12 protein-coding genes are annotated in these 13,387 nt (G+C 60.9%); 2 read left to right on the forward strand and 10 right to left on the reverse strand.

The features are described from left to right. Positions 1-75 precede the first annotated feature (75 nt). From M0D68_RS18380 to M0D68_RS18405, 6 genes are all read right to left on the reverse strand, one after another. Positions 76-801 carry an amino acid ABC transporter ATP-binding protein gene (locus tag M0D68_RS18380; RefSeq protein WP_054034498.1) on the reverse strand — a complete coding sequence of 242 codons (726 nt, stop codon included), beginning with the start codon at positions 799-801 and terminating at the stop codon, positions 76-78. Continuing rightward, positions 798-1,475 (reverse strand): glutamate/aspartate ABC transporter permease GltK, encoded by a 678-nt coding sequence (gene gltK / locus M0D68_RS18385; RefSeq protein WP_054034499.1) that lies wholly within the window; start codon positions 1,473-1,475, stop codon positions 798-800. Before gltK ends, M0D68_RS18380 begins: the two co-directional genes overlap by 4 nt. After that, positions 1,475-2,215 carry an amino acid ABC transporter permease gene (locus tag M0D68_RS18390; protein ID WP_200618173.1) on the reverse strand — a complete coding sequence of 247 codons (741 nt, stop codon included), beginning with the start codon at positions 2,213-2,215 and terminating at the stop codon, positions 1,475-1,477. Before M0D68_RS18390 ends, gltK begins: the two co-directional genes overlap by 1 nt. Before the next feature lie 82 nt (positions 2,216-2,297). Next, a complete protein-coding gene (locus tag M0D68_RS18395; RefSeq protein WP_054034501.1) occupies positions 2,298-3,191 on the reverse strand; it encodes a glutamate/aspartate ABC transporter substrate-binding protein in 894 nt (297 codons plus the stop codon). Between the two features lie 265 nt (positions 3,192-3,456). After that, on the reverse strand, positions 3,457-4,770 hold the full coding sequence (locus M0D68_RS18400) for a Glu/Leu/Phe/Val dehydrogenase (RefSeq protein ID WP_054034502.1): 1,314 nt from the start codon (positions 4,768-4,770) through the stop codon (positions 3,457-3,459). Positions 4,771-4,908: 138 nt separating this feature from the next. Beyond that, positions 4,909-5,871 (reverse strand): LysR family transcriptional regulator, encoded by a 963-nt coding sequence (locus M0D68_RS18405; RefSeq protein WP_200618172.1) that lies wholly within the window; start codon positions 5,869-5,871, stop codon positions 4,909-4,911. A gap of 142 nt (positions 5,872-6,013) precedes the next feature. On the opposite strand from M0D68_RS18405, the gene purB reads away from it, so the two are divergent. Then, the gene (purB, locus tag M0D68_RS18410) at positions 6,014-7,402 is read left to right on the forward strand and encodes an adenylosuccinate lyase (protein ID WP_200618171.1); all 1,389 of its coding nucleotides are present in this window, start codon (positions 6,014-6,016) and stop codon (positions 7,400-7,402) included. Between the two features lie 98 nt (positions 7,403-7,500). Here purB and M0D68_RS18415 read toward each other — a convergent pair whose 3' ends face one another. From M0D68_RS18415 to edd, 4 genes are all read right to left on the reverse strand, one after another. Then, entirely contained in the window at positions 7,501-8,004 is a 504-nt protein-coding gene (locus M0D68_RS18415) for a gluconokinase (RefSeq protein ID WP_093635466.1), read from the reverse strand. A gap of 10 nt (positions 8,005-8,014) precedes the next feature. Next, the gene (locus tag M0D68_RS18420) at positions 8,015-9,400 is read right to left on the reverse strand and encodes a GntP family permease (protein ID WP_093635464.1); all 1,386 of its coding nucleotides are present in this window, start codon (positions 9,398-9,400) and stop codon (positions 8,015-8,017) included. A gap of 253 nt (positions 9,401-9,653) precedes the next feature. Then, positions 9,654-10,295 carry a bifunctional 4-hydroxy-2-oxoglutarate aldolase/2-dehydro-3-deoxy-phosphogluconate aldolase gene (gene eda / locus M0D68_RS18425; protein WP_054034506.1) on the reverse strand — a complete coding sequence of 214 codons (642 nt, stop codon included), beginning with the start codon at positions 10,293-10,295 and terminating at the stop codon, positions 9,654-9,656. 2 nt (positions 10,296-10,297) lie between these two features. Further along, on the reverse strand, positions 10,298-12,202 hold the full coding sequence (gene edd, locus M0D68_RS18430) for a phosphogluconate dehydratase (protein ID WP_093635460.1): 1,905 nt from the start codon (positions 12,200-12,202) through the stop codon (positions 10,298-10,300). Positions 12,203-12,493: 291 nt separating this feature from the next. Here edd and M0D68_RS18435 point away from each other — a divergent pair, with 291 nt between their 5' ends. Next, positions 12,494-13,339 carry a MurR/RpiR family transcriptional regulator gene (locus M0D68_RS18435; RefSeq protein ID WP_093635458.1) on the forward strand — a complete coding sequence of 282 codons (846 nt, stop codon included), beginning with the start codon at positions 12,494-12,496 and terminating at the stop codon, positions 13,337-13,339. Positions 13,340-13,387 lie beyond the last annotated feature (48 nt).

Here is a 13,387-nt window from a genome sequence, read left to right on the forward strand (position 1 = left end):
ACAAAAAAGCCGCTTCTTTCGAAGCGGCTTTTTTTCTGCAAGGGCCACGTCAACCAACTTGGCCCAGCAATAACCTCAGTGCAGGATCTTCGCCAGAAAATCCTTCGCGCGATCCGACTTCGGATTCGCGAAGAAGTCTTCCTTCTTGTCGTCTTCCACGATCAGGCCCTTGTCCATGAAGATCACGCGGTGCGCGACCTTCTTGGCAAAGCCCATTTCGTGCGTGACGCACATCATCGTCATGCCTTCCTGCGCGAGTTCGACCATCACGTCGAGCACTTCATTGATCATTTCCGGATCGAGTGCCGAAGTCGGTTCGTCGAACAGCATCGCGATCGGGTCCATCGACAACGCGCGTGCAATCGCCACGCGCTGCTGCTGACCGCCCGACAATTGCCCCGGAAACTTGTCCGCATGCGCACGCAGGCCGACGCGATCGAGCAGCTTGTAGCCCTTGGTCGTGGCTTCGTCCTTCGAGCGGCCGAGCACCTTGACCTGTGCGAGCGTCAGGTTTTGCACGATCGACAGATGCGGGAACAGCTCAAAGTGCTGGAACACCATGCCGACCTTCGCACGCAACTTCGACAGGTTGGTTTTCTTGTCGGTCAGCGATTGGCCGTTGATGACGATCTCGCCCTTCTGGAACGGCTCGAGGCCGTTGACGGTTTTGATCAGCGTGGACTTGCCCGAGCCCGACGGCCCGCACACCACCACCACTTCACCTTTTTTGACTTCCGTCGTGCAGTCCGTCAGCACTTGAAACTGACCGTACCACTTCGAAACATTCTTGATAGAGATCATCTTGCGACCTTTTTCTGAAGACCTTTGACGAGGCTCGACGCGATCACGCAGATCACGAAATAACACGCGCCCGCGAACAGTACCATTTCAACATTCGTGCCGTCACGGTCGCCAATATTCGTGGCGGTGCGGAAGAAGTCGGCGAGGCTGATCACGTAGACGAGCGACGTATCCTGAAACAGCACGATACCTTGGGTAAGCAGCAGCGGCACCATCGCGCGGAACGCCTGCGGCAGCACGATGAGGCGCATCGCCTGCGGGTAGCTCATGCCGAGCGCAAACGCGGCGTTGACCTGCCCGCGCGGCACCGCCTGAATGCCGGCGCGGATGATCTCCGAATAGTACGCCGCCTCAAAGAGCGAGAAAGCGACCATCGCAGATGCCAGACGAATGTCGATATCCGGCGACAAGCCCAGCACGTTCTGCAGCACCTGCGGCACGATCAGGAAGAACCACAGCAGCACCATCACCAGCGGGATCGAACGGAACACCGTCACGTAGGCCTTGGCAAACCATTCGAACGGCTTGATCGGCGACAGCCTCATGATCGCGAGAAGGGTGCCCCAGACAATGCCGATCACGATCGCGATCAGCGTGATCTTGATGGTGACGATAGCGCCGGTCCACAGCGTAGGCAGTGCGCCCGGAATACCGCTCCAGTCGAAATGATGCATCACTTACCTCCGATATAGCCGGGCAACCGGGTCTTGGCTTCGACCCAGCGCATCAGTTGCATCACGACCAGATTGATCAGCACATAGGCCAGCGTGACCGCGATGAACGACTCATACGTCTGCGACGTGTAGTCGACCAGTTGGCGCGCCTGGGCCGACAGATCCAGCAAACCGATGGTCGACGCAACCGCCGAGTTCTTGAAGATGTTCAGAAACTCGGAGGTGAGCGGCGGCACGATGATCCGGTACGCAACCGGCAACAGCACGTAGCGATACGTCTGCCATTGCGTGAAACCCATTGCCAGACCCGCGGCGCGCTGGCCGCGCGGCAATGCGTTGATACCCGAGCGCACCTGCTCGCACACGCGCGCGGCGGTGAATAGTCCGAGACAGATGATCGATGACGAGAAGAACTGCGCGCCCGGCGGCAGTTGCTTGTACCAGTTCCCCATCGACGCGGGCAGCAACTCCGGTATCACCAGATACCAGATAAAGAACTGCACGATCAGCGGGATGTTGCGGAAGATCGCGACATAGAGCGTGCCGATACCCGACGCCCATTTGTTCGGCACCGTGCGCAGTACACCGAACAACGAACCGACGATCAGCGCGATCACCCATGCCGACAGCGACACGGTAATCGTCACCCAGAAGCCGGACAGCAGCCAGCCCAGATAGGTGGTCGGCTCGCCGGTGGAGACCGGACTCAGCAGAATGCCCCAGTTCCAGTGATATGACATGACCAAGACTCCAGCAAAAAGAAACGGAAGAAGCGCGTGGCCCCTTCCGTTTCGTTCAGCGTTTCAAAAAAACAGCTAAGGTTTAATCGATTGCCTTGTCATTCGGGCTCTTGTAGAGCGCCTTGATGTCATCGCTTTCCGGGAAGGCTAGGTTCAGGCCCTTCGGCGGAATCGGCGATTCGAACCACTTCTTGTAGATCTGATCGGCTTCGCCCGAGGTTTCGACCTTCGCGATCGCGTCGTCGACAACCTTCTTGAATTCCGGATCGTTCTTGCGAATCATGCAGCCGTACGCTTCATGCGATTGCGGCGTGCCGACGATCACGAAATCGCCCGGGTTGTTCGACTTGGCGCGTTCGCCAGCCAGCAGCGCGTCGTCCATCATGAACGCAGCAGCGCGGCCGGTGGAGAGCGTCAGGAACGACTCGCCGTGGTCTTTCGCGCTGATGATGTTCATGCCCATGCTCTTGTCCTGATTCATCTTGCGAAGCAGGCGCTCGGAGGTCGTGCCGGCGGTCGTGACGACCGTCTTGCCCTTCAGGTCAGCGAAGTCCTTGATGCCGGAGTCTTTCTTGGTCATCAGGCGCGTGCCGATCACGAAAATCGTGTTCGAGAACGCAGCCTGTTGCTGGCGCTCGGTGTTATTCGTGGTGGAGCCGCATTCCATGTCGACGGTGCCGTTTTGCACCAGCGGAATACGGTTTTGCGACGTGACCGGGGTGAGCTTGACCTTCAGGTTAGGCATATTTAGCTTTGCCTTGACCGCCTCCACCACCTTCAGCGCGAATTCCTGCGAGTAGCCGATGACATTCTGCTTGTCGTCGTAATACGAAAACGGGATCGACGATTCGCGGTGCCCCAGCGAAATGACACCCGTGTCCTTGATCTTTTTGAGCGTACCAGCGTCTTGCGCATGCGCGCCAACCGTAAACAGTCCGAGAGTCGCGAGCAGCAGCGCAGCTTTTTTAACCTTCATGTGTGATCTCCTTGGCAAGAACCGGCGCCAGTTTAGCAAAGTAATTATTCTGAAAGTATTGCTATAAACCATGTTTGTTGCGCCCGCGCGCCGCTACGAGATTACGGGGGCTTAACCGGGCAATGCAAACACGACGGATACGCAAAGGCGGGCGGCATCGATAGGATGCCGCCCGCCGGGTGAAACACGCGGTCTTGTGGACCACGTCAAAGCAAGGATTCGCAGCGGCCCGCGAGGTGGCGGGCCGCCGTTTCAAGCCAATCGATCAGGGGTACAGTCCGCGCAATTCGCGCGCTTCGAGGATCCGCTTACATGCGACGATAAACGCCGCCGTCCGCACGGACACCTTCTGCTCGCTCGACACTTGCCACACTGCGGCAAATGCTTCGCGCATGACGCGCTCGAGACGCTGGTTGATCTCGTCTTCCGTCCAGAAGAAGCTCGAGAAGTCCTGCACCCACTCGAAGTACGACACCGTCACGCCGCCGGCGTTGGCCACGACGTCCGGAATCACGAGGATGCCGCGGTCGTGCAGAATGTCGTCCGCTGCCGTGGTGGTCGGGCCGTTGGCGCCTTCCACGACGATCTTCGTCTTGATCTTGCCGGCGTTCTTTTCGGTGATCTGGTTTTCCAGCGCGGCCGGAATCAGGATGTCCGATTCGACGGTCCAGAATTCTTCGTTCGTGACTGCGTCGGCTTCCGGGAAACCGCCCACGCCACCGTTCTTCGCCACGTAATCCGCCAGCGCAACAGCATCGATACCGGTCGACTTGTACAGCGAGCCGGTGTGATCCTGCACCGCGACCAGCTTCGAGCCCGCTTCCTGGAACAGGCGTGCGGCGATGCCGCCGACGTTACCGAAACCCTGAACGGCAATCCGTGCGCCTTCGATGTCGACACCAATACGGCGTGCAGCTTCGGAGGCCACCACGAACACGCCACGGCCCGTTGCTTCACGGCGGCCCAGCGAACCACCCAGCGCGATCGGCTTGCCCGTCACGACGCCCGTAGCCGTTTGGCCCTGGTTCATCGAGTACGTGTCCATCATCCACGCCATGATCTGCTCGTTCGTGTTCACGTCCGGCGCGGGGATGTCGGTATTCGGTCCGATAATGATGCCGATTTCGCTCGTGTAGCGGCGCGTGACGCGCTCCAGCTCACCACGCGACAACGTACGCGGATCGACACGGATACCACCCTTCGCACCGCCGTACGGCACGTTCACAGCAGCATTCTTCACCGACATCCACGCCGACAGCGCCATCACTTCCGACAGCGTCACGTCCTGGTGATAACGCACACCGCCCTTACCCGGACCGCGCGACACGTTGTGCTGCACGCGATAGCCTTCGAAGTGCGCGACCGTGCCGTTATCGAGTTCGATAGGCACATCGACGATCAGAATGCGCTTCGGGCGCTTCAGGGTTTCGAGCCAGCGGGACAGCGAACCGAGGTACGGCGCGACACGGTCGACCTGACGCAGGTAGTTGCCCCACGGGCCGAGGTCATCTTTATTCAGGTAGGAAGGAACAGACTGCAACGTTGACGCGGATTGTGCTGCTTGTTGCTGGGATGACATGAACGCTCCGGCGTTGATCGAGTGACAGCATTGTCGAAAAACGCCGTTTTGAAATCCAATGCCGTTTCATTATCCGATTATGTTTTTTATGCATAACCATCAAAAAGCCGCAAATTCGCGTCGTGGGGAAGCAGGTTCTCAGGCCGCGCTTGCGCGTTGGGCGATCTCCTCGGACACCACATCCCACAGTTGCCGCACGAGTATCTGCCGCGCATCGTCGGTCTTCGCTACGAGCTTGTCGCGATAGAGCCGGATCTCCATGGTTAGCGTGAGTTGCCCCTCAGGCGTGCCACGGGTCGCGCGGTCGAGCCGGATCAGTTTGCCGTCGGCGACCGCGTCTTCCACGGCGCTGTGCGGCAGGAAAGCGATGCCGTGGCCGGCCAGCGCCATGGCCTTGAGCCCCTCGGCCATGTCGGTTTCGTACAAACGGTCGAGATACAGACGCTCCGGCGCGTTGGCGAGGATCACCTCGGTCATGCGGCCCAGATACGCGTTTGGCGTGTAGGACAGATAGGGCGTGGGCGCCTCGGGGGTGCCCGGCAACGTGTGACGCGCCCGGCCCGCTCGGCCCGGCGCGGAGAACGGGCTGATCGGCTCGTTGCCGAGCGTGAGCATGTCGTAGCGCGCCGGATCGAGCGCGACCGGATGACTCGGATGGTGGTAGCCCATCATCAGATCGCAGCCGCCTTCCACCAGCGACAACGCCGCATCGTGCACGTTCAACGCCCGCAGCCGGGTGTGAATCGGACCCATCTGCGCTTCGATGCGCTGCAGCCAGCGCGGGAAATACGTGAGCGACAGCGTGTGCGGCACCGCGAACTCGATCGTCGCCTGCGGCGTCGCCGTATGGCCGCGCAGTAGCGCGCGTGCCTCGTGGAACTGCGACAGCATCGTGAGCGCCTGCTCGTTGAACACCTGGCCGGCCGCAGTTAGTCGCGTCGGATAAACCGAACGGTCGATCAGTTCGGTCCCGAGCCACGCTTCGAGCGCCTGAATTCGCCGCGAAAACGCCGGTTGCGTGACATGACGCAATTCGGCCGAGCGGCTGAAACTACGCGTTTCCGCGAGCGAAACGAAGTCTTCGAGCCATTTCAGTTCCATGCGAAAGCCTGCTGCCAGCGGGAGGGAGGAAGTCAGCATTCTAGCGGCGCGGGGTGGGGCCGCCGGGTTGAGTGGTAAAATTCGCGGTTCCCTCCGTTCCCGATCCGCTCGCTGAGCGCTCGCTTTGACTCCGGCCCCCATCATGTCCGACACCCGCCCCGACACCCTGTTCGCGCTGAACGCGCTCTCCCCGCTCGACGGCCGTTACGCCTCGAAAACCGAAGCCCTGCGCGACTGGCTCTCGGAAGCCGCTTTCATGCGCAATCGCGTGACGGTTGAAATCCACTGGCTGATCGCGCTCTCGCACGCCGGTTTCGCCGAAGTGCCGCGCTTTTCCGAAGCCGCCGAACAATTCCTGCTGCAACTGGCCGAGCGCTTCACCGCGCACGATGCCGCGCGCATCAAGGACATCGAACGCGTGACGAACCACGACGTGAAAGCGGTCGAGTACTGGCTGAAGGAATCGGTGAAGGGTCAGGAAGAACTGGAACGCGCGAGCGAGTTCATCCACTTCGCCTGCACCTCGGAAGACATCAACAACACCTCGCACGGCCTGATGCTCGCCGGCGCGCGTGAACACGTGATCCTGCCGGCACTGCGCTCGGTGTATCAGCGCCTCGTTGCGCTGGCTCACGCGCAAGCCGAACAGCCGATGCTGTCGCGCACGCACGGCCAGCCGGCCAGCCCGACTACGCTCGGCAAGGAAATCGCCAACGTCGCCGCACGTCTGGAACGCGCGATCGACCGTATCGCCAAGGTCGAACTGCTGGGCAAGATGAACGGCGCGGTCGGCAACTTCAATGCGCACCTGTCCGCATATCCGGAATTCGACTGGGAAACGTTCTCGCGCGAAGTCGTCGAACAGCGCCTGAAGCTCACGTTCAATCCGTACACGATCCAGATCGAACCGCACGACTACATGGCCGAACTGTTCGACGCCGTGTCGCGCGCCAATACGATCCTGCTGGATCTGGACCGCGACGTGTGGGGCTACATCTCGGTCGGTTACTTCAAGCAACGCACGAAGGCCGGCGAAATCGGTTCGTCGACGATGCCGCACAAGGTCAATCCGATCGACTTCGAAAACTCGGAAGGCAATCTCGGTCTCGCCAACGCCACGCTGCGCCACCTCGCCGACAAGCTGCCGATTTCGCGCTGGCAGCGCGACCTGACCGACTCGACGGTGCTGCGCAATATGGGCGTCGCGTTCGGCTACTCGCTGCTCGCGTACGACTCGCTGATCCGCGGTCTGGACAAGCTCGAAGTGAACGCGCAGCGTCTGAACGAAGACCTCGACAACTGCTGGGAAGTGCTGGCCGAGCCGGTTCAAACGGTGATGCGCCGTTACGGCATCGAGAACCCGTATGAGCAGTTGAAGGAACTGACGCGCGGCAAGGGCATCACGCGTGAAGCGCTGCAAACGTTCGTGACCGGTCTCGCGATTCCGCAAGATGCGAAGGATCGTTTGCTCGCCATGACGCCGGGTTCGTATATCGGCAAGGCAGTCGAACTGGCCAAGCGGATCGCTTAAGACCCAGTCACTGCCTTGCAGCTTCGGCCATAAAAAAGGCGCTCACAAACGTGAGCGCTTTTTTTCATCCTGCAACGTCAGCGGGTTTAACTAAAACCTCACCGCTCCGTCATCTGCCTCAACACCTCGTCGACGATCGCCTCTGGCGACAACTCGATGCTCACCGTGATCGCTTCATCCGGACCCGGCTCTTCGAGCGTATCGAGCTGACTCTGCAGCAGCGACGGATCGAAGAAGTGGCCAGTGCGCGTGGTCAGCCGCTCGCGCAGCACCTCGAACGAACCCTTGAGATAGACGAAGCACACGTCCTTATCGCCGTTGCTCCCGCCGCGCAGAACATCGCGGTATGAGCGCTTCAGCGACGAGCACGTAAACACCGCCTTCTCGCCCGCCCGCTGCTTCTCTTCGATCGCGACACGGATGGTTTGCAACCACGGCCAACGGTCTTCGTCGGTCAGCGGAATGCCGTGGTGCATTTTCTCCTTGTTGGCGGCGCTGTGAAACGCGTCGCCGTCGGTGAATGCGCAGTGCAGGCGTTCCGCCAGCATTTCGCCAATCCTCGTTTTGCCGGCGCCCGACACGCCCATTGCGATCAAAATCATCAAAAACTCCTTACACGACCGTCGCGAGCGCGAAAGTCAAACCCAAGCCCATCAGGGAAATAACGGTTTCGAGGAGCGACCACGTCTTGAAGGTCTGCCCCACCGTCATACCGAAGTATTCCTTGATCAGCCAGAAACCGCCGTCATTCACATGCGAGAAAATCAGCGAGCCTGAACCGGTGGCGAGCACCAGCAATTCCGGCGTGACCTGCACGCCGCTCGCCGAAGCGATCGGCGCAACGATGCCACAGGCCGTCGTCATCGCAACGGTTGCCGAACCCGTGGCCAGACGAATCAGTGCGGCCACCAGCCAGCCGAACAGCAGCGGCGACAGATGCATCGCAGTCGCCACGTTGACGATTTCCTTCGAGATGCCGCTATCCATCAGCACGCGCCCGAAGCCGCCGCCCGCGCCCACGATCAGCGTGATGCCCGCGATCGGCGCCAGACATTCGCCGCAGAACTTCTGGATCTGCTCACGATTGAAGCCGCGGCTCGCGCCGAAGGTCCAGAAGCTGACCAGCACGGCGATCAACAGCGCGACGTCCGAGTTGCCGACGAAACGCAGCAGGTCGTTCGCCAGGGTCTTCGGCGTAAACACGAGGTCGGCCCAGCTGCCGACCAGCATCAGAATCACCGGCAGCAGAATCGTGAACAACGTGATGCCGAAGCTCGGCAACTCGCGCTTCGGCGCCGCGCTCTTCGCGTTATTCTGCGCGTCGTCACCGTGGCCGAGGAATTGCGCGGCGAGCGGATTGTTCTCCGGCAGCTTGATGTAACGGCTGATCAACAGTGCGAACAGCGGACCAGCGACGATCGCCGTCGGCACGCCCACGATCAGCCCGTACGCAATCGTCTTGCCGATGTCGGCGTGATACGCCTGCACCGCGAGCATCGCGGCCGGGTGCGGCGGAATCAGACCGTGCACGACGGACAGGCCCGCAACCATCGGCAGGCCGACCAGCAGTAGCGACTTGTTGGTGCGTTTGGCGACGTTGAACGCAATCGGAATCAACAGCACGAAGCCGACTTCAAAAAACACCGGCAAACCGACAATGATCGCCACGACCATCATCGCCCAGTGAATATGCTTCTCGCCGAACTTGTCGATCAGTGTGGTCGCAATGCGCTCGGCGCCGCCCGATTCGGCCATCATTTTGCCGAGCATGGTGCCGAGGCCGACCACGATCGCAATGTGGCCGAGCGTGTTGCCGTTGCCGGTTTCGAACGATTTGACGATCGTGCCGATCGGCATGCCGGATGCGAGACCCAACAGCAGCGAAACGATGATCAGGACGAGGAACGGGTAAACCTTGTAGCGGGTGATCAGCAGGATCAGAAGTGCGATGGCGATCACCGCGAAGACCAGCAGCGTGCTGCCGTGGACAGCTTCCATGAAGCTCCTCCTTTGCGTTATTGATTGTTGGTGCGGAACACAGCTGGCACCTGTCTCACGGCGACCTCGAGCGGTGCCTGAAAACCCGGCAAGCCGCGCGGACGCTGAATTTTACTGTTTGTTGTCTTTAAAAGCGCGTGAATCCGGCACGCACATCGCAAAGGAGCCTCGGCGCGACAGCCTGACAGGCTGTTTCGACGAGGCTCCTTTGTGTAGGACCTGGTTACTGGACTAAAGTACGGGCCGTTTCAACTCAATGGGCAGGCGCGGCCAGCTCGCTGGCGGCACGTGCGAGACGCGTAACTTCATCCCAGTTTTGCGCGGCAAGTGCGGCCTTCGGCGTCAACCACGATCCGCCCACGCAAACCACATTCGGTTGTGCGAGGAAGTTGATGGCGCTTTCGGCCGTGATGCCACCGGTCGGGCAGAATTTCAGCGTCGGGAACGGGCCGTAAAACGCCTGCAGCATCGGGATACCGCCGGCTTGCTGCGCCGGGAAGAACTTGACGATTTCGTAGCCGAGTTCGAGCGCCGCGATAATGTCGCTCGGCGTCATGACACCCGGCAGCAGCGGCAAACCTGCATCCTGCGCCGCCTTGTGCATGTCTTTCGTCAGACCTGGCGACACGCCGAATTGCGCGCCCGCTTTCTTCGCCTGAAAACAATGCTCGGGCTTCGTGATCGTGCCGACTCCAACCACGATGTCTTCGGACAGCTGGCTCGCGCGTTCGATCGCGCCGAGCCCCGCAGCCGTGCGCAGCGTGATTTCGAGCACCTTCACGCCGCCCGCATGCAGCGCGCGCGACACGTTTTCGCCCTGTTCGACCGAGTCGAACGCGAGCACCGGAATCACCGGGCCGAGGCGCACGATATCGCTTACTGTTTTCGCCGTCATAGTCAGACTCCTTGTTTCTGCAGCTCGTGGCTGGCTTGAGTGGTGCTTGAGTGTGCTTTCTTGTGTCCGCCGTGCTCGCCCACCATCGGACCGAACACCGAGGCGCCCTGCTCCGCCGGCGCTGCCGCCGCACGGAACACGCCGAACAGTTCACGGCCGAAGCCGACTTCGTTTTCCGCCTGATGCTGCGGCAACGCTTCCGGCCGCGCCGCCCATTCGGCTGCATCGATTTCGATGTCGAGCACGCCTGCGTCTGCATCGATCACCAGCATGTCGCCCGTGCGAACCTTGCCGATCGGGCCTTGCAGCAAGGCTTCCGGCGACAGGTGAATCACCGCCGGCACTTTGCCCGACGCGCCGGACATGCGTCCGTCGGTCACCAGTGCAACGTGAAAACCTTGATCCTGCAACACACCGAGCAACGGCGTCAAACGATGCAGTTCGGGCATGCCGTTTGCGCGGGCGCCCTGGAAGCGCACCACGGCGATGAAATCACGCTTGAGTTCGCCGTTGTCGAACGCCGCCTGCACGGCTTCCTGCGAATCGAACACAATCGCTGGCGCCTTCACCTTGCGATGCTGCGCTGCGACCGCCGAAATCTTGATCACGCCGCGGCCGAGTTTGCCCTGCATCAGACGCAAGCCACCGTCCGGCTGGAACGGTTCCTTGATGCCGCGCAGCACCGCCGTGTCTTCGCTCTTTTCCGTGCCCGGCACCCATTGCAGCTTGCCGTCGAGCAGCTTCGGCTCTTCGGTGTAGTGATGGAGACCCTTGCCCGCGACGGTGTTCACGTCTTCGTGCAGCAAGCCGCCTTCCAGCAGATTGCGAACCAGGAACGCGACGCCGCCCGCGGCGTGGAAGTGATTCACGTCGGCCTTGCCGTTCGGGTAAATCTTGGCGAGCAGCGGCACGGCTTGTGACAGCGTGTCGAAGTCGTCCCAGTCGATCACGATGCCTGCCGCGCGCGCGATTGCGACGAGGTGCAGCGTGTGATTGGTCGAACCGCCCGTTGCCAGCAACGCGACGATGCCGTTGACGATCGCTTTTTCGTCGACCACGTGGCCAATCGGCATGTAGTTGCCGCGATCTACCGTCAGGTCGAGCACGCGGCGTGCGGCCTGCGCGGTCAATGCGTCGCGCAGCGGCGTATGCGGGTGCACGAACGCTGAACTCGGCAGATGCAGGCCCATCACTTCCATCAGCATCTGGTTGCTGTTTGCGGTGCCGTAGAACGTGCAGGTGCCCTGGCTGTGATACGCGGCGGCTTCTGCTTCGAGCAGTGCGTCGCGGCCGCATTGGCCGGTGGCGAACAGCTGGCGTGTCTTGGCTTTGTCGTCATTCGACAGGCCGCTGCCCATCGGGCCGGCCGGCACGAAAATCGTCGGCAGGTGGCCGAATTGCAGCGCGCCGATCAACAGGCCCGGCACGATCTTGTCGCAGATGCCGAGGCACAGCGCCGCGTCGAACATGTTGTGCGTGAGGGCCACTGCGGTGCTCATCGCGATCACTTCACGCGAGAACAGCGACAGTTCCATGCCCGCGTTGCCTTGCGTGACGCCGTCGCACATGGCCGGCACACCGCCCGCGAATTGCGCGACGCCGCCGTTTTCACGCGCGGCTTCTTTGATGATGTCCGGGTAGTTTTTGTACGGCGCGTGCGCGGACAACATCTCGTTGTAGGAGGACACGATGCCGATGTTCGGCTGGCGAATCTGCTTGATGACGAGCTTGTCGTGGCCTTCAAGACCAGCAAACCCGTGCGCCAGATTGGCACACGAGAGCGCGCCGCGTGCCGGGAATTTGCCCTGGGCGTGCTCGATACGGGCCAGATACGCCTCGCGAGTGGGCTTGCTGCGCTCGACCACGCGTTGCGTGACCTTCAACAATTGCGAATGCGGGGAAACCATCGGAGCTCCTTCGTCGCTGGCGTGAGGCGTAGGCGCACTATGCCAGGCAGGTATCGCGGGGATGTCGAAACAGTCGACGTCGCAATGTTAGTAGAAAAACTACACGATCGCAATCGCGACTCCTGTTGCATTGCGACATTTTTGAATGGCCGGATTGCCTTACTGGCTTTGCTTTGGCGGTGTATGCGGCAAAAACCAGGGAATACACCTACGGCCCGATATGTAGTTTTTGTACCTTCTTCAGCAATCAGATATAGTCCACGCATTCTTCAGCATAGTGCGAGTTTTCCGATGATGCTGTCCCAGGTGGAAGAGATGCGCGATCAGTTGCGTCCGTCAGAACGCAAGCTGGCCGATTACGTGATCGAAGCACCGCGTGAGGTACTCGATCTCTCGATGACCGAAGTGGCCGCGCGCGCGGGTGTCAGTCAGCCGACCATCGCGCGGTTCTGTCATGCGCTGGGGTTTTCGGGCTTCCGCGAGTTCAAGATCCGGCTGGCGCAGGGCATAGCCGCGGAAGTGCCGGCCGTCTACCGGGATGTGCGGCCGGATGAGCCGACGCCGGGCGTCGCAGCGAAGGTGCTCGACCGGACCATCGGCGCGCTGATCCAGGTGCGCAACAATTTGTCGTCAGATAGCGTGGCGGCGGCGATCGCGCTGCTGGCGCAGGCGCGGCGCATTGAGTTTTACGGCGCGGGCGGTTCGGGTATTGCTGCGCTGGATGTGCAGCACAAGTTTTTTCGCCTCGGCATGCCGAGCGTTGCGTATTCGGATCCGCACACGTTTCTGATGTCGGCGGCGCTGCTGGGTGAAGGGGATGTGGTGGTGGCGATCTCGAATACCGGACGTACGCGCGATATCGTGGACGCAGTGAAGTCTGCGTTGGCGGCGGGCGCGAAGGTGATTGCGATCACGCACGGCAATTCGCCTTTGGCGCGACTGGCGACGGTCGGCTTGTTTGCCAATGTCGATGAAGACACGGATATTTTTTCGCCGATGACCTCGCGCGTTTCGCATCTGGCGATCGGCGATATTCTGGCAGTGGGGGTCGCGTTGAGCCGCGGACCGGAGCTGGTCGAGAAGCTGGCGCAAGCGAAGGAAGTGATCAACCGCAGGAGGATTGATCCGAGGACGTAACACGAAACCCTATTGGCTCTGATCGCGACGAAAGCGCGGTGCGATGCA

The sequence above is a fragment of the Paraburkholderia sp. SEWSISQ10-3 4 genome (genome assembly GCF_030464785.1).
Classification (GTDB): domain Bacteria; phylum Pseudomonadota; class Gammaproteobacteria; order Burkholderiales; family Burkholderiaceae; genus Paraburkholderia; species Paraburkholderia aspalathi.

Bases quoted from the DNA above. Each gene is read 5' to 3' on its own strand.
- M0D68_RS18380 (WP_054034498.1), bottom strand. From the start codon at position 801: ATGATCTCTATCAAGAATGTTTCGAAGTGGTACGGTCAGTTTCAAGTG.
- gltK (WP_054034499.1), bottom strand. From the start codon at position 1,475: ATGCATCATTTCGACTGGAGCGGTATTCCGGGCGCACTGCCTACGCTG.
- M0D68_RS18390 (WP_200618173.1), bottom strand. From the start codon at position 2,215: ATGTCATATCACTGGAACTGGGGCATTCTGCTGAGTCCGGTCTCCACC.
- M0D68_RS18395 (WP_054034501.1), bottom strand. From the start codon at position 3,191: ATGAAGGTTAAAAAAGCTGCGCTGCTGCTCGCGACTCTCGGACTGTTT.
- M0D68_RS18400 (WP_054034502.1), bottom strand. From the start codon at position 4,770: ATGTCATCCCAGCAACAAGCAGCACAATCCGCGTCAACGTTGCAGTCT.
- M0D68_RS18405 (WP_200618172.1), bottom strand. From the start codon at position 5,871: ATGGAACTGAAATGGCTCGAAGACTTCGTTTCGCTCGCGGAAACGCGT.
- purB (WP_200618171.1), top strand. From the start codon at position 6,014: ATGTCCGACACCCGCCCCGACACCCTGTTCGCGCTGAACGCGCTCTCC.
- M0D68_RS18415 (WP_093635466.1), bottom strand. From the start codon at position 8,004: ATGATTTTGATCGCAATGGGCGTGTCGGGCGCCGGCAAAACGAGGATT.
- M0D68_RS18420 (WP_093635464.1), bottom strand. From the start codon at position 9,400: ATGGAAGCTGTCCACGGCAGCACGCTGCTGGTCTTCGCGGTGATCGCC.
- eda (WP_054034506.1), bottom strand. From the start codon at position 10,295: ATGACGGCGAAAACAGTAAGCGATATCGTGCGCCTCGGCCCGGTGATT.
- edd (WP_093635460.1), bottom strand. From the start codon at position 12,202: ATGGTTTCCCCGCATTCGCAATTGTTGAAGGTCACGCAACGCGTGGTC.
- M0D68_RS18435 (WP_093635458.1), top strand. From the start codon at position 12,494: ATGATGCTGTCCCAGGTGGAAGAGATGCGCGATCAGTTGCGTCCGTCA.